A 16,569-nucleotide genomic window follows, 5' to 3' on the forward strand; every position below is an offset into this window, starting at 1 on the left:
TTTGGCAAACCTCGCTGAGACTACATGGATTTGAAATTCGTTCTTTCAGATTTCGTTCAGATTCCGGCCGGCGCGCGACAAGGGCCGCGCTCCGGCCGGGTCCGGCTTACTTCTTGGGAGCGGTGCTGCCGCCCATTTTCTCGCAGCTGCCCTTGGCCACGTATTTCCAGTCGCCCGGGTCCTTGTCCGTCTTGGCCTGGCCGGCGCAGGAGTGGGCGCCGGTGGCGGACGCGCAGTCGTTCTTGCCTGCCTGGGCGATGCCGTAGCACTTTTCCTTGTCGGCGGCGGCCGCCGGAGCGGATGCCAGCGCGCCGATGGCGACGACGGCGCCGAGAGCGGATGCGATCAGGGTTTTGCTGGTACTCATGGTGGTTCTCCTGTTTAACGGCCTGTGGCCGAAACTTGATGGTGCGGATTATAAACGAGCCCGCGTTTCCCGCCCTTGCTTTCACCGGGTCGGACATGGATTGAGTCGGGGGCCTTGCCGGCTTCTTACACTGTAGATGCGATTTTTTGATTCACCGCGCCGCCTGGCCGCCCTTCTTGCCGGTAAGTCGGCGTCAAGGCGGTTCCATTACGGCGGAACGCGATTTTTTTTGCGGGGGGAGCGAAGGGGCGAGGGAGGCGGATAAGGATTGGGCCCCGAAGGGCCCGGCAAGTTCAGCGGATATTGGTAACTTTATGTGTCTGCACCGACAGCCGCCAGCGCGGATGGGCCATGCAGTAGGCGATGGCGGCGCGGGTGTTGGCGGCGAGGTTCGGGCCGTCCATCGGTTGCAGATAGAAGGTGTCGAAGTCCAGCTGTTCGACGCTTTCCGGCGTCTGCGTCGCCTGCGGATAGACCAGCTTCAGTTCGTCGCCGCTTTGCAGCAGCAGTTCCGCGCCGGCCTTGGGGCTGACGCAGATCCAGTCCAGCCCCGGCGGCGCGGCCACGGTGCCGTTGGTTTCCACCGCCACCTCGAAGCCGAGCCGGTGCAGTTCGGCGATCAGCTCGGCGTCCAGTTGCAGCAAGGGCTCGCCGCCGGTGCACACCACATAGGGCGCGCCGCCGGCGCCGGCCGGCCATTCCGCGGCGATGCGCTCGGCCAGCGCCGCCGCGCTCTTGAATTTGCCGCCGTCCGGGCCGACGCCGACGAAGTCGGTGTCGCAGAATTGGCAGACCGCCTTGGCGCGGTCCTCCTCGCGGCCGGACCATAGATTGCAGCCGGAGAAGCGGCAGAACACCGCGGCGCGGCCGGCCTGCCGGCCTTCGCCTTGCAGCGTGTAGAAGATTTCCTTGACCGTGTAAGTCGTCACAGCGCGTTCTCTAAATGTAATGAAGGGACAGGCTTAGAACGTGTTTACGATCTTGCGAGCTAAGGCGAGACAAGGCGAAAACGAGCGAAAAAGCGGAATGTACACGTGGTACATGAGCACTGAGCTTGGTTTCAACGCCCATTTCTATCCATCCCGCCGACGCGCGGCAGATCGTAAACAGGTTCTTACAGCAGGGGCCAGCGCATATCGTCGCGGAACATCAGCGACACGCCGCGCAGCTCCTGCTCCATCAGATCGATGCGCGCCAGTTCCGGCACCAGCGGCGACAGATGGGCGTGCACCCACTCCGCCACCGAGGCGCTGTCGCCGCCGCGTACGCCGCTGAGCCGGTCCAGCGGATTGTGGTCCAGCTGGCGGTAGATGGGCTTGAAGCGGTCCTTGACGTCGCCGAAGTCCAGCAGCCAGCCCATGGCCTGGTCCAGCTCGCCGCTGAGCATCAGCCGGACCAGATAGCTGTGGCCGGTGTAGGCGCCCTGGTCGTTGAAGGGCCGGGCGCTTTCAAAGCGCTGTTCCTTCCAGATGCGGAAGCGCCGGCCGTCGAACTGGCTGCCGGCGCTATGGGTTTCGCGCACCTCCACCCAGGCCAGGCCCGGCAGCGTGTCGGCCAGCCGCTGATGCAGCCATTGCGCCAGCACCTCGCTGGTGGGGTTGTCCAGGCCGGCGATGTCGTTGAGGTAGCGGTGATTGAGTTCCTGGAACAAGGGCCGCCAGGTGGCCTCCAGCCGCGGATGGCCGCTGAGCCTGGCGTCGGCGGCGAGACGCACGCCGAAACCGTGGCCGTGCAGACGGCCGCATTTATGGCCAGCCGGCACATGGGGCAGTTGATGGGCGGCCTCGAACTGAACCTGTATCCAGTTGAGCGCGAGGTCGCCGTCCAGCGTCACGCCGCGCTGCGGCGAGCTTTGCAGGCTCAGCGCCGCCGGGCAGGGCAGGGCGGCGGCGAGGTGGGCGGCCAGCGCCAGATCGTCGCATTGGCTCAGTTGGCGGTTCAGATCGGCGTAGTCCAGCGGCGCGACGGCGGCGTCCAGCGCCGCCTGCAGCCGCTCGTGGGCCGGGTATTGGGCGTCGGCGCGGGCGATGACGCGAAAGCTGTGGCCATGCGGGCGCGCGGTGAGGTCGGACGCGCCGCTCACCTGCCGGGCGGCTTCGAAGCGGGCGCCGGCGATCAGGCTGGAGGTGTGCATCTCAGTCCTCCTGGCGGGTTTGGCAGCGGACGATCAGCGGGTCGGGCACGCCGGCTTCGGCGAAACCCTTGGCGCGCAACTCGCAAGACGCGCAATGGCCGCAGGGCGGCACCTGTCCGTTATAACAGGTGTGGCTCCAGGATAATGCGTCCATCGCGCCGACTTGTTGCGCCAAAGCCACGGTTTCCGCCTTAGACAGATACATCAGCGGCGCGTGCAGCTCCACTCGGCTGTCCATGCCCAGCCGCAAGGCCACTTCCAGCGCCTTGAGGGTGTTTTCACGGCAATCGGGATAGCCGGAATAGTCGGTCTGGGCGACGCCGGCGACCAGGTGGCGCGCGCTGCGGGTATAGGCCAGCGCGGCGGCGAAGGTCAGGAAGATCAGGTTGCGGCCGGGCACGAAGGTGTTGGGCAGCGCGTCGTCGTCGCGGGCGCCGTCTTCCGGCGCGATGTCGGCGTCGGTCAGCGCGTTGCCGCCGATGGCGGCGAAGGTGTCGATGGGCAGCACGGTCTGGCGCACGCCGGCGAGCGCGGCGATCTTGCGCGCGCAGTCCAGCTCCACGCGGTGGCGCTGGCCGTAGTCGAAGGTGACGGCTTCGACATTGTCGCGGCCGAAGGTCTGCAAGGCCCAATACAGGCAGGTGGTGGAGTCCTGGCCGCCGGAAAGGACGACCAGAGCCTTTTCAGGAGTCTGATTCATTGTGTTCGCCATTCGATAAACAGTCGAAGGTTGAGATGCGGAGCCGGGCGCGGCGCGGGCCTGCCGGCATGTCGCCTGCCTGGATCGGTCTCACCAAGCAGGGCAACCCGCTACTTTAACCTAGAACAGGCTGTTTTATGAAGCGTGCCAAAAATCAGACAGCCGCCGATTTCGTGTCGGCAAGGCCGCTTTTCTTGATTGAAATCATGTCTTCGTCATGTAATTAATGACTTTCGCATTCGAAATATGTTTGCGATCCATTTTAATAAACACGTGATGACAAAGGGGTTGGAAGGGCTGGCAACGCGCTGTCGGGCCACAAGCGCGGCAGAGGGGCCGGTGTTTCCGCCAGGAGAAGATCAATGAAAAAAGTGTTGCCGATTGCCTTGTTCGTGATGGCTTTGGGGGGCGGCTTCGCCCAGGCGCATGATCTGCAAGTGAGCGTGGCCAAGCAGCAGGCCGCGGTGGCGGCGGATCAGGACGTCGAGGTGGTCTTGAATTACCGCAATACCGGCAAGGAAACCTTGCATATCTACAAGTGGTACGTGCCGGGGCAGGATTTGCAGGAACAGATTTTCGAGGTCAGCCGCGACGGCAAGCCGGTCAGCTATCTGGGGCCGCGCTACAAGCGGGCGGTGCCCACCATCAAGGATACCGTGGCGCTGGCGCCGGGCGCTTCGCTGAGCGTCAAGGTCAAGGTGTCCGACTACTACGATATGTCGAAAAGCGGCCGTTTCGACGTGCGCTTCCAGGCGGCCAGCTCCCGCGTGCTGAACCGCGCCGCGCCGCAGCTGAACGCCAAGATCGCCTCCGGCGCGGACGCCGCCGTCGCCGCCGACGAAGTGCTGAGCTCCAATACCGCCAGCGTGTCGGTGGCCGGCCGCAGCAGCAAGCTGTTGAAACAGTCGCTGGACGCGCAACGCGAATGGTCCATCCTCAGCCGCAAGGCGGCCGCTTCCAGCGTCACTTACGCGGCCAATTGCTCGGTGACCCAGCAAAGCCAGACCAACGGCGGCGTCAGCGCGGCCATCAATATGGCCAACGATTCGGTCAGCTATCTGTCCGGTTCTCCGTCCGGCACCCCGCGCTACACCACGTGGTTCGGCAAGTACGCGCTGGCCAACTGGAACACCGCCAAGTCCCATTACGTCAGCATCAAGGACGCGCTGGACACCAAGCCGATCAGCATCGATTGCGGTTGCACCCAGGCCGGCACTTACGCCTACGTCTATCCTGCGCAGCCGTACAAGATCTATCTGTGCGGCGCCTTCTGGAACGCGCCGACCAGCGGCACCGACTCCAAGGGTGGCACCCTGGTGCATGAGTTGTCCCACTTCACCGTGGTGGCGGGCACCGACGACCACGTTTATGGCCAGGCGGGCGCCAAGAACCTGGCGAAGACCAATCCGACCCAAGCCTTGAACAACGCCGACAACCACGAATACTTCGCCGAGAACACCCCGGCCCAGCAATAAGCTTTCCCTTGCGCCATGAGAAACGGCCGCCTGAGGGCGGCCGTTTTCTCTTCGGCGGGAACCGGGTTTGGCGGCGCTTCAAACGCCTTATGGCTGAAGCGCAGCAGATCGGAAACGGGTTCTCAGAGCCTGTTCAAAGTCTCGCGAGCTAGGGCGAGACAAGGCGTTGCGGCTAAGGAGGCGGAATGTACATACGGTACATGAGCATTTCGGAGCTGTTTTCAACGCGCTTCTTACATCCATCCTGCCGACGCGCAGCAGACATTGAACGGGTTCTCAGGCCGGCACCAGCGCCAGCGTGCCCAGCACCACAATCACCAGGCCGACGATCACCGGCACCGAGGTGCGCTTGACGATCTCGAACGGCGACACCTGGCCCATGCCGGCGCAGGCCACCACCACGCCGGACACCGGCGACACGGTGCGGCCCAGATTGGACGCCTGCAGCATGGGGATGGCGAGGAAGGCCGGGTTGATGCCGGCTTCGGCCGCCAGTTTGGGGATCAGTTCCACGAAGGCGTAGAAGGGCGCGTTGCCGGAGCCGGTGGTCAGCGCCGCCAGCGTGGTGATCGCCACCAGCACCAGCATCAAGACCATGGCGCCGGAGCCGAAGGACTGCGCCAGGCCGATCAACTGATTGATGAAGCCCAGCGCGGACAAGCCGTGGGCGAACACGCCGGCGGCCACGATCAGCATCACCACGCTGCTGAAGGCGTCGCCCATGCCCTTGTAAGCCACTTCCAGGCCGGCGAACACCGGCGCGGCGCGGCGATGGCGCAGGAATTCCACCAGCGCGGCCAGGGCGATGCACAGGATCAGCACGGTGACGATATGCAGCTCCGGCGTCAGCTTGCCGTTGAACACCAGCACGCCGGCGATGGGCGTGAACGGCAGCAGGCAGTACAGCGCCGGCGCGTCGGTGACGATCTCGTGCACGTCCTGGCGCGTCAGCGGCAGGTTTTCCTTGCGGTCCAGATAGCGTTGCCAGAAGAAGTGGGCGCAGCCTATGCCGGCGATGGCCAGCAGCGAGATGGGCAGCGTGGTCTTGAAGGCGAAATCGATCAAGGGCATGCCCGAGGCCTGGGCGGCGATCACCACGTCGCCGGAGGTGGGCGACAGGATCAGCGCCGCCGGCGACGCGCAGATGGCCGCCGCCGCGCCGCGGCTGATGCCCATGTTCACCATCAGCGGGAACAAGGTGGCCATCAGCAGCACGCCCAGGCCGGTGGCGGACGACACCGCCAGCGACAGCAGGCAGGCGACGAAGTAGGCCGCCACCATCAGCACGTACGGCGACTTGATGCGACTGAGCGGCTTGGAGGCCAGCTTGACCACCATGTCGTTGGCGCCGATATGGGTCATGTAGCCGGCGAAGCCGCACAGCGCCATCACCATCAGGCCCAGGTCCGCGGCGCGGCTGCTGAGCAGGGATTTGACGAACTCGGCGATGTCCGTGGCGGCGTGGCCGGTGGCGGCCACGTTTTTGGGCAGCACCGGCATGCCTTGCAAGGCGGTGGCGATCAACAGCGCCAGGCCGCCCAGCATCAGCACGCCGGTGGCGGAGTAGCCTTTGAAGATAGCCCGGCCCACCAGCAGCGTGACTATCGTGCCTATCAGTAATTCCATATCCAGCTCAATGTAAATAACAAAATTATAATTTACTAAAAAATACGAATGAGCATATTTCTAGATGAATCAAAATTGATATGGGGCAAGAACGCGGCGCTCGGCCGCGCTTAGGGGAGGGCAGGGAGAGAGGGACAGGCGCCTGAGGCGCGTTCCGTGCTGGAGCCGGAATCGTTGCCTAGACCGGCGGCTGGCCGAAGTTGATCAGCGCCACCGTCACCTGTTCCTTGGCCGAGACCAGCTCGTGGTAGGCGAGGTGCAGCATGTTCAGGCTTTCCAGCACCTGGTGGGTTTCATTGAAGCCGCAGTCCAGGCTTTGCCGCGCGACGGCCAGGAAGATGAACAGCTGCTGCATCGGCGATTGCTTGGGGTGTTGCTGGCGGTAGAGGGCGAACAGCTGGTAGAAGTCGCGCACGATCCGTTCCGCCGCGTAGCCGGGATTGTGTTCCAGGCCCAGGCCGGTCAGCGGGTCCTTGCCCATCAGCGGCAGGTCCAGCGCGCAGCTGAGCGGGTCCATCACCGCGTGGTGGAACAGGTCCAGGAATTGCTTGTCGGCGGAAAAGCGGCTGTCGGCGGCGGGTTGGACGGCGGCGGCGGCGGGCTCGCGCTGGCGGTCTTGTTTGCCGCCGCGCTCCTGATGCGAGAGCTGGTGTCCGGCGGCGCGGCCGGCCTGGGTCAGGGTAACGGGCAGGATGGGCATGACGGTCTCCTTGCGAGCGTGCCGCCGGTCTGGCTGGCGGCGTTTGGCCGGAAACGCGGTCTGTATCGGTTTCGCTTCCCCGGCCATGCCCTATTTTCGGCACGGCCGGCGGAAACTTTATTTTTAATTTATCGTTTTATGAAGTTTAAACAAAAATTTATTCAAGGGCCGATAGCCGTCAACTGGCGGCGGCGGCGTCGCTCTGCTGCTGGGGCTTCATGCTGGCGACGAAATCGTCGAAGCCCTTGTTGACCAGATCTCGGGTCTTCTTGATTTCGTCGGCGATATTGCCGTTGAACACCTTGAGGCCGTTGAGGATGTCCACGGCCTCGGCATAGCCTTTTTCGAAGCCGCCGCGCACGATGTCGACGAAATTCTTGGCCTGATCTTCCTGGCTCAGCTCCGGGTGCTGCTTGGCGTAGGTGCTGAAGAAGCTGAGCGCGCCGGACAGGATGCGCTGGGAGGTGCCTTCCGGCGAATTGTCCTCGCTCAACTTCTGCTGCAGGATATTGGGCGTTTGCTGCGCGCCCTGGGCGCCTTGCGCGTCGTCGGCGCCGCCGCCGCCGCTGGCGTTCAGCTGGTCGGACAGGATCTGATTGATGCTGTCGATCGCGGTGCGGTAGAGCAGGGACAGCGATTTGCCGTCGGTGTTGGTGGAGACGTCCAGATTGGCCACCAGCTGCGCGTTCAATTGATTGCGCGCGGTGACGGTGCTGCTGCCGGTTTGCGCGGCGGCGCCGCTCTGGCCGCTTTGTTTCAGCGGAAGGTCGGCGCCGACCTGGCTATTCACGGGATTGACGGACATGTTGCGCTCCTAAGCGATAAAGGGCGTGTAGGCACGGAAGCCATGCATGCTTGTGGTTGGTCGCGCCTATGGGCGCAACAATGCGGAGGGATGCCAGTCCCTCAGTATGGCCATATTTTCGGCGCGCTCGGCGGAAACTTGAGGCTTGATTCCGCGCTGGCGCGAAATGAGCGAGGAGATGGGGGTGGCGGTGACGACAAAGCATTATCAGGGGGGATGCCTGTGCGGCTGGATCCGGTTTCGGGCGGCCGCGCCGGCGGACAATCCGCATGCCTGTTCCTGCAAGAGCTGCCAGCGGCACACCGGGGCGCTGAGCGCGGTCTGGCTGGAGTTCCCGCGCGATCGCGTCGAGTGGACCGGGCCGGGGGGCGCGCCCGCCGTGTATCGTTCGTCGGCGTATTCCAGCCGGGCCTTCTGCGCGCGTTGCGGCAGCTCCGTCGGCGCGATTGACGACGCGCCGACGATAGCCTTGTTGCTGGGCGGGCTGGACGATTGCCGCCCGCCCGAGCTGGCGCCGGCCGCCCATGCTTTCGCGGACGGCAAGCCGGCGTGGTGGCGGGAGCAAGTGGATGAGGCCGGCGCCGGGCAAGACTAGCCCGCGCCGGCCCGACGGCGGGCTTAGCGGTGCTGCTTCCGAGCGCGCAGGAAGTTCACCGCCAGGTCCGGGAAGTCGCTGAAGGCGCCGTCCACCTGGGCGCGGTTGTACACCGCGTCCAGCAACTGGTCCATATTCTTGGCGTAGGCCGGCAGCGCGTCCTTGCGCAAGGTGTAGGGGTGGATCGCCAGGCCGTTGGCGTGCGCGGCGCGGCTCATGCCGGTGAGCTTGATCTTGCCCGGCGTCGAGGTCTTGTCTATCAGCATCGGGTACTGCGGGCCGATGCCGTCGGCGTACTTGGCGATCTCCTTCATGCCTTCCGGACGGAACATCCAGTCATAGCTGTAGTTCACCCATTGGCCGGCGGCGTTCTGCTCGAAGGTTTCCTGCCAGTCGGTGTAGGCGATCAGCTGCACCAGCTTGAGGTCCATGCCGGCCTTGGGCATCAGCTCGGTCTTGATGCGCTTCAGTTCGTTGAAGTCGAAGCACTGCAGATAGACCTTGTCGTTCTTGCCGGTGTAGCCGTAGCGCTTGAGCACTTCCAGCGCCTTCACCGTGATGTCCTTGCCTTCCTGGCGGTGGAACCACGGCGCCTTGATTTCCGGGTAGATGCCGATGTCGCGGCCGGTGGAGTGGTTCAGGCCCTGGATGAATTCGATTTCCTCTTCAAAGGTGTGGATGCGGAAATCGGATTTGCCCATCGGGAAGCGGCCGGGGTAGCTCTGACGCTTGACGCCCTTGTCGATGTCGAAGCCTTCGGTGAAGCGCAGCGATTTGATCTCGGCCAGGGTGAAGTCGATCGCGTAATAGCGGCCGTCCTTGCGCGCGCGCTCGGGAAAGCGTTCGGCCACGTCGGTGACGCGGTCCAGGTAATGGTCGTGCAGCACGATCAGCCTGTCGTCCTTGCTCATCACCAGATCCTGTTCCAGGTAGTCCGCGCCCTGAGCGTAGGCCAGCGCCTTGGACGGCAGCGTGTGTTCCGGCAGATAGCCGCTGGCGCCGCGGTGGGCGATGACGATCTTGTCGGCGGCCTGGGCGGACGCGGCCAGGCCGATGGCCAGCGCGACGGCGGCGAGCAGGGGTTTGCAAGCGAATGACATGGGTTCTCCTTTTATATGAGTTCGCAACGGGCGTTGGCGCGACGCCATGATCGGATGCGCGGATGTCGGCGTGATGAAAGCCGGCCAGTTCATCGGCATCGCCATGGTTTTGTTTTGGCTGAAAGGAGTAGGACGATAGGGTATCGCCGCGCCAGCGGCAAGCCCCCCGGCGCGGTAGTTTTGAAGGTGCTCACACCTTTGCGGCGACCGCGAGGCAAGCGGTTTTCAACGCCGTATCGCCGACGCGCAGCAGATCGTAAACAGGTTCTACAACTCCACCGCCTGCCGGGTCCTCAAGGCCTCCGCGATGGCCAGGCCGATGCGGGTGGCTTCGCGGGCGTCGGCCAGGCTCAAGGCCAGCGGCAGATCCAGGCGCGCGGCGTCGACGAAGTGCTGCAGCTCCAGCGTGAAGGCTTCGGCGAAGCGCTGATAGAAATCCGTCACGCATTCATTGCGCACGCCGTGGCGGTCGCTGATCTCCACGCGGTTGGCGCGCGGGTTGGCGCCCACGCTCAGCCGGCCCTGGGTGGCGAAAATCTCGGTCAGCGTCTCGTGGCCGTGGGCCTGAGTGCGCGAGGCGTAGAAGCAGGCCAGCTTGCCGTCCTCGAACTCGCACATCGCCACGCCGTTGTCCACGTCGCCGTATTGCGCCAGCGCGCCGTGCACCGCGTTGACGCCGCTGGCCCATACCCGCAACGGACGCGGCGCGCCCAGCAGCCAGCGCGCCAGGTCGATGTCGTGGATGCTGCAATCCATGAAGATGCCGCCGCTGGCGGGGGCGAATTGCACGAAGAAGCCGCTGTCGTCGTTGAGATCGCAAGTCTGCGAGCGCACCAGATAGGGCCGGCCCACCAGGCCCTGCGCCAGCTTGGCGGCGGCGTCCTGGTAGCTGGGGTCGAAGCGGCGCACGAAACCCACCATGGCCTTGAGTTCCGGGCGGCGGGCGGCGGCGCGCTCCACTCGCAGGCAGTCTTCCAGATTCAGCGCCAGCGGCTTTTCGCAGAACACGTGTTTGCCCGCGTCTAGGCAGGCGATGATCTGCTCGGCGTGCAGCGCGGTGGGCGTGGCCAGCAAGACCGCGTCCAGCCCCGGTTCGGCCAGCAGGCCCTCCAGCGCCGCGTGGCCGGCGGCGTCGGGCAGTTCCCGGCGCGCCCAGTCCAGTTCTTCCGGCAGCGGCGAGCAGACGGCGATCACGCGCGCGCCGACGATGCGCTCGCGCAGATTGAGCGCGTGGCGGCGGCCCAGCCGGCCCAGGCCGGCGACGCCGAGGTTTAATGTTGACATGACAAGCCTCCCTGTTGAGTTGGAACCTGTTCACGATCTGCTGCGCTGCGGCGATACCGCGTTGAAAACCGCTTCGAAATGCTGATGTACCATTTGTACATTCCGCTTTCTCAGCCGCAACGCCTTGTCTCGCTCTTGCTCGCGAGATTGTGAACAGGCTCTTAGACCTGATCCAATTCGACGACCTGACCCGAGCGCCAGGAGCGGGTGGCGGCGTCGGCCAGTTCCAGCGCGCGCACGCCGTCCTCCACCGTGGTGCGCGGCGCGGCGCCGTCGCGGATCACCTCCAGAAAGTGCGCCATCTCGGCGGCGTAGGCCTGGCGGTAGCGCTCCAGGAAGAAGGGCTCCGGCAGGTCGGCGGCCACGGCGCGCTCGCCGTAGGCGATCACCTCGGTGGGTCGGTGATTGCCGGCCTGCAGCATGCCGCGGCTGCCCAGCACTTCGAAGCGCTGGTCGTAGCCGTAGGCGGCGCGGCGGCTGGTGTTGATCTGGCACAGCCGGCCTTGGCGGGTGCGCAGCGTCACCGCCGCGCTGTCGGCGTCGCCGGCGGCGGCGATGGCCGGGTCGCTCAGCGCGCTGGCGCTGGCGTGCACGCTGAGGACTTCGTCGTCCAGAATCCAGCGGCAGATGTCGAAGTCGTGGATCAGCATGTCCTTGAAGATGCCGCCGGAGCGGCGGATATAGTCCAGCGGCGGCGCGCCGGGGTCGCGGCTGGTGACGATCAGCATTTCCGGCGCGCCGATCTCGTCGGCGGCCAGCCTGGCCTTGAGCGCGGCGAAGGTGGGGTCGTAGCGGCGCTGGAAGCCGATCAGGCAGGGCACGCCGGCCGCGGCCACCGCCTGGGCGCACTGGCGCGCGCGCTCCAGCTCCAGGTCCACCGGTTTTTCGCAGAAGATGGCCTTGCCGCGCGCGGCGGCGGCCAGGATCAGCTCGGCGTGGGTGTCGGTGCTGGAGGCGATGACCACGGCGCGCACCGCGGGATCGTCCAGCGCTTGTTCCGCGGCGCAGGCCTCGGCGCCGTGGGCGGCGGCCAGCTCCCGCGCCGCCGGCGCGTGGCTGTCCACCACGTATTTGAGCCGCATGCCCGGCAGGCGGGCTAGGTTGGCGGCGTGGATCTTGCCGATGCGGCCGGCTCCGAACAGCGCTGCGTCAATCATCATATCCTCCAGTCTCCTTGGTTTCTTCTATGTTCAGCTCCAGCCGGCAGGCCAGCGCGATGAACAGCGCCTGGCACAGGCAGATGGTGCTGGTCAGCGAACGGAAGGAGAAGGCCGAGCCTTCCCTGACCGTCAATACCGCGTCGGCCCCGCGCGCCAGCGGGCTGAGCTGGCTGTCGGTGATCACCAATTGCCGGGCCTTGTGCTGCGCCGCCACCCGCGCGCAATAGCGGCTTTCCTTGCCATAGGGCTGGAAGCTGATGGCGATCAGCACGTCTTGTTCTCCAATGCTGCGGATCTGTTGCGGAAACATGCCGCCCAGGCCGGACAGCAGATGCACTTTCTTGGCGGTGTGCTGCAAGGCGTAGGCGATGTAGGAGGCGATGGGAAACATGCGCCGCACCCCGGTCACGTAGATGTTGTCGGCGTTCAGCAGCAGTTCCACCGCCGCCTCCAGCTGCGCCTCGTCCAGCGCGGCGTCCAGTTCCTGCAGTCCTTGCTGGCAGGCGGCGATGAAGTCCCGGGTCATGCCGGCGGCGGAGCGCTGCTCGTCGCGGCTGGCGATCAGGCTCTGAATGCGCTGGCGGTAATTGGGCTGCGGTGCGCCCTGTGGCGTAAATGCGTCACGGAACACGGCCTGCATATCGGAAAAGCCGGCAAAGCCGAAGCGCTGGGCGAAGCGGACGATGGCCGAAGGCTGCACCTCGCAAGCCTGGGCGATGTCGGTAATGCGTTGCAGCATCAGCGTGCCCCGGTGCTGCTCCACGTAGCCGGCAATCACTTTCAGCTGCTTGCTCAGCGTGTCGTATTCGGCGGCGATGCGCTGCATCAATTCCTCAGCGGGGACGGTGTTGGCCATGGGCGGGCTTTCCTAAGGTTTTGACCAGTATACGTTTTGTCCTTGTGTTCGAAAATAATTTTCTATTGAAAAACACATTTGGAAAATTATTTGCAGAATAGAGCGAAAGCTCTTAAGGTGATTTCACGCCCGACGCCAGACAGCGGCCGCGGCCGACACCATAGCGGGCCCCACGATGGGCCGGCGGAGAAGAAGGAGGAGAGAGATGCAGCAGCGATCCTGGAAGTGTAAGTGGAGGCGGGCACTGCCCGCGGCGGCGCTGGCGCTCTGCGCGCTGGCCCAGCCGGCCTTGGCGGCCGATGCCCGTTTCGTGCTGGTCAGCCACGCGCCGGATTCCGACGCCTGGTGGAACACCATCAAGAACGCCATCAAGCAGGCCGGCGAGGATTTCAACGTACAGGTGGATTACCGCAATCCGCCCAATGGCGACCTGGCCGATATGGCGCGCTTGATCGAGCAGGCGGCGGCGCGCAATTACGACGGCGTGATCGCCAGCATCGCCGATTACGATGTGCTGAAGCGGCCGCTGGGCCAGGTGGTGGCCAAGAAGATTCCGCTGGTCACCATCAATTCCGGCACCGTCAAGCAAAGCGAAAGCCTGGGTGCCTTGCTGCACGTCGGCCAGCCGGAGTACGACGCCGGCTTCGATTCCGGCAAGCAGGCCAAGGCCGCCGGGATCAAGAGCTTCCTCTGCGTCAACCACTACGCCACCAATCCGGCCTCCTTCGAGCGCTGCAAGGGCTTCGCCGACGCCATCGGCGCCGATGTGCGCAAATCCACGCTGGACGCCGGCGACGACCCCACCGGCATCGAAAGCAAGGTCAGCGCCTATCTGCGCAACAATCCCGGCACCCAGGCGCTGCTGACGCTGGGGCCGACCTCGGCCAGCCCGGCGATCAAGGCGGTGAAGAAGATGGGCCTGGCCGGCAAGCTCTACTTCGCCACCTTCGACCTGTCCGAGGACATTTCCAAGGCGATCAAGGACGGCACCATCAAGTTCGCCATCGACCAGCAACCCTATCTGCAGGGCTATATCCCGGTGGCGGCGCTGGCCATCATGAAACGCGACAAGACCGCGGACCCGGTCAAGGTGGAAGCGGCGCTCAAGGCCAATCCCAAATTCCAGGCCCGGCTGAGGGAGTACGGGCTGGCCCCCCTCTACAAGGGCCGTCACATCAACTCCGGCCCCGGCTTCGTCACCAAGGACAATATCGCCAAGGTGGAGAAGTACGCCGGGCAATTCCGCTGACCGCCGTTTCCCGATGGATCTGACGCCCGGCGCCGCGACGGCTGCGGGGCGAGGAGCATAGCTATGAGCATGAGCAAGGCCAGCCCGGGCAAGGCCGCGGGCATCCGCATGGCGCCGCCCGGCGATGATGAAAGAGTGCGGCGGCTGTCGCTGTTCGACCGGCTGATGGGACGGCCGGAATTCGCCGCCGTGGCCGGCGCGGCGCTGGTGTTCGCGGTGTTCGGCGTCGGCGCCGGCGGTTCCGGCATGTTCGCCGTGGACGGCATCGTCAACTGGTCGCAGGTGGCGGCCTATCTCGGCATCATCGCCATCGGCGCCTGCCTGCTGATGATAGCCGGCGAGTTCGATCTGAGCCTGGGCTCGATGATAGGCTTCGCCGGCATGATGGTGGCGATCCCGCCGCTGTACTTCGGCTGGCCGTTCTGGCTGGCCGTCCTGTTCGCCTTCGCCGGTTCGCTGGCGGTGGGCTGGCTCAACGGCTATCTGGTGCTCAAGACCCGGCTGCCGTCCTTCATCGTCACCCTGGCTTTTCTGTTCATCCTGCGCGGCCTGACGCTGGCGCTGTCCATTCTGTTCGCCAACCGCACCATCGTCAGCGGCGTCGGCGATCTGGCGGCGGCGGACCCGCTGGCGCAATGGCTGTTCGTCGGCCATGTCGGCGCCGGCCTGTTCCACTGGCTGGCCGGCATCGGCGCCATCGCTTCCTTGCCGGACGGCGGCGCGGCGGCGGCCGGCGTGCCCAAGGTGCTGCTGTGGTGGCTGGCGCTGGCGGCGATCGCGGCCTTCGTGCTGGCGCGCACCCGGATCGGCAACTGGATCTTCGCCGCCGGCGGCGACGCCAACGCCGCCAAGAACGTGGGGGTGCCGGTCAAGCAGGTGAAGATAGGCCTGTTCATGTTCACCGCCTTCTGCGCCTGCCTGTTCGCGGTGCTGCAAGTGTGCGATGTGGGCTCCGCCGCCGCCGACCGCGGCCTGCAAAAGGAGTTCGAGGCCATCATCGCCGCGGTGATAGGCGGCTGTCTGCTCACCGGCGGCTACGGCTCGGTGGTGGGCGCCTGCTTTGGCGCGCTGATCTTCGGCGTGGTGCAGATCGGCATCACCTACACCAATATCAATTCCGACTGGTTCCGCGTTTTCCTCGGCCTGATGCTGCTGATGGCGGTGTTGTTCAATCACTATGTCCGACGCCGCGTGACGGAGGCCAAATGATGGTCACGACCGGCAAAATCCCTGCGGCCGCGTTGCGCCTCCTTGCCGTACTCAATGTACTGTCCGCGTCGGCGCGCCTTGCCGCAGCCGCTGCGCTGGATTTTTCCGGCCGTGACGGGCAGAGGTCGAGCCGGCAAAACGATGTGGCGGCCTTGCGCTTCCTTGCCGTACTCAATGCACTGCCCGCGTCGGCGCGCCTTGCCGCGGCCGTTGCGCTGAACCTTCCCGGCCGCGGGCCGCAAGGAGTCGAAGATGAAACCGTGTGACGACTACATCCTGGAGCTGGATCAGGTCAGCAAGACCTTCGGTTCGGTGATCGCCTTGCAGCAGGTGGATCTGCAACTGCGCCGCGGCGAGGTGCATTGCTTGCTGGGCGACAACGGCGCCGGCAAATCCACGCTGATCAAGACCCTGGCCGGCGTGCACCGGCCCAGCGGCGGCGAATACCGGGTGGACGGACAGCCGGTGCGCTTCGACTCGCCGCGCCAGGCGCTAGACCAGGGCATCGCCACCGTTTACCAGGACCTGGCCCTGGTGCCGCTGATGTCGGTGGCGCGCAATTTCTTCCTGGGCCGCGAGCCGATGAAGAAATGGCTGGGTCTGCTGCCGGTGCTGGATCTGGAACTAGCCGGCGAGGTGGCGCGCGACAAGCTGGCGGAAATGGGCATCCATATCCGCGACCCGCATCAGGCGATAGGCACCCTGTCCGGCGGCGAGAAGCAATGCCTGGCCATCGCCCGCGCCATTTACTTCGGCGCGCGGGTGCTGATCCTGGACGAGCCCACCGCCGCGCTGGGCGTCAAGCAGAGCGTCAATGTGCTCAAGCTGATTTCCAAGGCGCGCGACAAGGGCATCTCGGTGATCTTCATCACCCACAACGTCAACCACGCTTACCCGATAGGCGACCGCTTCACCCTGCTCAATCGCGGCCGCTCGCTCGGCACTTACGCCAAGGACGCGGTCAGCAAGGAAGAGGTGCTGGACATGATGGCCGGCGGCGCGGAAATGCAGAAACTGATGGCCGAGCTGGACGGCGTCCATATCTAACAACGGTATCGCCACGAAATCCGCGAAACCATTTTTAGCCACGGAAACACACGGAAGGACACGGAAAAAGACAGCGTGGATACAAACGTGGCTTGCGTGCTGTCTCGTGGGTTTCGTGGTTGGCGTTTTGGATTTTGAGCCACGGAAATACACGGAAGCACACGGAAAAAAGCGGAAAACGAATAGCGCCAACTACGACCCCCAAGTTAAAGAACCACCAAGGTTTTGTTGGGTTTGTCAGTGTATTTCCGTGTGTTTCCGT

At 64.9% G+C, this 16,569-nt stretch carries 17 protein-coding genes; 6 read left to right on the forward strand and 11 right to left on the reverse strand.

The genetic code is table 11. The features are described 5' to 3' along the window. Positions 1-106: 106 nt before the first annotated feature. From QUG03_RS10810 to queC, 4 genes are all read right to left on the reverse strand, one after another. Positions 107-367 (reverse strand): BufA1 family periplasmic bufferin-type metallophore, encoded by a 261-nt coding sequence (locus QUG03_RS10810; protein WP_107800082.1) that lies wholly within the window; start codon positions 365-367, stop codon positions 107-109. A 293-nt stretch (positions 368-660) separates the two neighbouring features. Beyond that, the gene (gene queE, locus QUG03_RS10815; protein WP_233246717.1) at positions 661-1,296 is read right to left on the reverse strand and encodes a 7-carboxy-7-deazaguanine synthase; all 636 of its coding nucleotides are present in this window, start codon (positions 1,294-1,296) and stop codon (positions 661-663) included. Between the two features lie 185 nt (positions 1,297-1,481). Then, positions 1,482-2,501: a 6-pyruvoyl trahydropterin synthase family protein gene (locus QUG03_RS10820; protein ID WP_500819972.1), complete on the reverse strand. Its 1,020-nt coding sequence runs from the start codon at positions 2,499-2,501 to the stop codon at positions 1,482-1,484. 1 nt (position 2,502) lies between these two features. Beyond that, complete coding sequence (queC, locus tag QUG03_RS10825; protein WP_500819973.1) at positions 2,503-3,201, reverse strand: 7-cyano-7-deazaguanine synthase QueC; 699 nt, start codon at positions 3,199-3,201, stop codon at positions 2,503-2,505. A gap of 362 nt (positions 3,202-3,563) precedes the next feature. Here queC and QUG03_RS10830 point away from each other — a divergent pair, with 362 nt between their 5' ends. Continuing rightward, a complete protein-coding gene (locus tag QUG03_RS10830) occupies positions 3,564-4,676 on the forward strand; it encodes a M35 family metalloendopeptidase (protein ID WP_253313955.1) in 1,113 nt (370 codons plus the stop codon). A gap of 276 nt (positions 4,677-4,952) precedes the next feature. Here the strand turns inward: QUG03_RS10830 and dcuC are convergent, their stop codons facing one another. The 3 genes from dcuC to QUG03_RS10845 form a co-directional block, all read right to left on the reverse strand. Then, the gene (gene dcuC / locus QUG03_RS10835) at positions 4,953-6,302 is read right to left on the reverse strand and encodes an anaerobic C4-dicarboxylate transporter DcuC (RefSeq protein ID WP_500819974.1); all 1,350 of its coding nucleotides are present in this window, start codon (positions 6,300-6,302) and stop codon (positions 4,953-4,955) included. 178 nt (positions 6,303-6,480) lie between these two features. After that, positions 6,481-7,002 carry a DUF5610 domain-containing protein gene (locus QUG03_RS10840; protein ID WP_500819975.1) on the reverse strand — a complete coding sequence of 174 codons (522 nt, stop codon included), beginning with the start codon at positions 7,000-7,002 and terminating at the stop codon, positions 6,481-6,483. Positions 7,003-7,180: 178 nt separating this feature from the next. Beyond that, positions 7,181-7,807 carry a DUF5610 domain-containing protein gene (locus QUG03_RS10845; protein ID WP_259042563.1) on the reverse strand — a complete coding sequence of 209 codons (627 nt, stop codon included), beginning with the start codon at positions 7,805-7,807 and terminating at the stop codon, positions 7,181-7,183. 145 nt (positions 7,808-7,952) lie between these two features. On the opposite strand from QUG03_RS10845, the gene QUG03_RS10850 reads away from it, so the two are divergent. Beyond that, positions 7,953-8,402, forward strand: a complete 450-nt coding sequence (locus QUG03_RS10850) for a GFA family protein (RefSeq protein WP_500819977.1) — start codon at positions 7,953-7,955, stop codon at positions 8,400-8,402. 23 nt (positions 8,403-8,425) lie between these two features. Here the strand turns inward: QUG03_RS10850 and glpQ are convergent, their stop codons facing one another. From glpQ to QUG03_RS10870, 4 genes are all read right to left on the reverse strand, one after another. Next, positions 8,426-9,502: a glycerophosphodiester phosphodiesterase gene (gene glpQ, locus QUG03_RS10855; RefSeq protein ID WP_500819979.1), complete on the reverse strand. Its 1,077-nt coding sequence runs from the start codon at positions 9,500-9,502 to the stop codon at positions 8,426-8,428. Between the two features lie 267 nt (positions 9,503-9,769). Then, entirely contained in the window at positions 9,770-10,786 is a 1,017-nt protein-coding gene (locus QUG03_RS10860; RefSeq protein WP_235087481.1) for a Gfo/Idh/MocA family oxidoreductase, read from the reverse strand. Between the two features lie 161 nt (positions 10,787-10,947). Beyond that, the gene (gene iolG, locus QUG03_RS10865) at positions 10,948-11,946 is read right to left on the reverse strand and encodes an inositol 2-dehydrogenase (RefSeq protein ID WP_500819980.1); all 999 of its coding nucleotides are present in this window, start codon (positions 11,944-11,946) and stop codon (positions 10,948-10,950) included. Next, positions 11,936-12,802: a MurR/RpiR family transcriptional regulator gene (locus QUG03_RS10870; protein WP_235087486.1), complete on the reverse strand. Its 867-nt coding sequence runs from the start codon at positions 12,800-12,802 to the stop codon at positions 11,936-11,938. The genes iolG and QUG03_RS10870 overlap by 11 nt, the downstream gene beginning before the upstream one ends. A 205-nt stretch (positions 12,803-13,007) precedes the next feature. Between QUG03_RS10870 and QUG03_RS10875 the strand changes: the two genes are divergently transcribed. From QUG03_RS10875 to QUG03_RS10890, 4 genes are all read left to right on the forward strand, one after another. Further along, a complete protein-coding gene (locus QUG03_RS10875) occupies positions 13,008-14,051 on the forward strand; it encodes a sugar ABC transporter substrate-binding protein (RefSeq protein ID WP_253313953.1) in 1,044 nt (347 codons plus the stop codon). Positions 14,052-14,114: 63 nt separating this feature from the next. Continuing rightward, positions 14,115-15,260: an ABC transporter permease gene (locus QUG03_RS10880; protein WP_082150805.1), complete on the forward strand. Its 1,146-nt coding sequence runs from the start codon at positions 14,115-14,117 to the stop codon at positions 15,258-15,260. After that, complete coding sequence (locus tag QUG03_RS10885; RefSeq protein ID WP_500819981.1) at positions 15,257-15,526, forward strand: hypothetical protein; 270 nt, start codon at positions 15,257-15,259, stop codon at positions 15,524-15,526. The genes QUG03_RS10880 and QUG03_RS10885 overlap by 4 nt, the downstream gene beginning before the upstream one ends. After that, positions 15,513-16,307, forward strand: coding sequence for an ATP-binding cassette domain-containing protein (locus QUG03_RS10890; RefSeq protein WP_486635573.1), 795 nt, complete (start codon positions 15,513-15,515; stop codon positions 16,305-16,307). The genes QUG03_RS10885 and QUG03_RS10890 overlap by 14 nt, the downstream gene beginning before the upstream one ends. The last annotated feature ends 262 nt before the right edge of the window (positions 16,308-16,569 follow it).

The organism is Chromobacterium sp. CCUG 30098, assembly GCF_059916605.1.